The sequence below is a fragment of the Massilia sp. Root335 genome (genome assembly GCF_001425685.1).
In the GTDB taxonomy this organism is placed as follows: Bacteria; Pseudomonadota; Gammaproteobacteria; order Burkholderiales; family Burkholderiaceae_D; genus Telluria; species Telluria luteola.
On the sequence record NZ_LMCY01000024.1, the window covers coordinates 839 to 1,248 of the forward strand.

Sequence of the window (410 nt, forward strand, 5' to 3'; positions counted from 1 at the left end):
CGAGCGATAGGCCTCGGATTCGTCCCATTTCGTTTGACAGTTCCCCCTTTATTAGGGGGCTGTCTGCTCGCTTCACTCAAACCCCTTCGCTCAATCCTCGGTGGTTCACTTCAAAAGAACAAGACTAAACACGAAAAACTTTTCAAAGCGAGAAGACAAACGTAGGGGCGGGCGAGGGGAGAATGCTTTCAATCCAGAGGCTTGTGAAGCAAGCCTTCCGTTAAAGGGATCAAACGAAGGATAATGAAAAACACGAATGGATAGCTGATGAAGATAGAAATGGAGGGAACAGCCGGGAAGTGAGTCGAGGCTTGGGTGATAACGTGGTTTTCGTTATCCCCACGGCGAGGCGAACGAGCGGAACCGGAACGAAGTGGAGGCGGCACAGATGGATAAAGCAGAAATTGGAT

1 protein-coding gene is annotated in these 410 nt (G+C 50.0%); it reads right to left on the bottom strand.

Annotated elements, in window-relative coordinates; translation table 11 throughout:
* Positions 1-188: 188 nt before the first annotated feature.
* The coding region (locus ASC93_RS32130; RefSeq protein WP_229412724.1) for a hypothetical protein at positions 189-410 on the bottom strand (222 nt) is incomplete at its 5' end.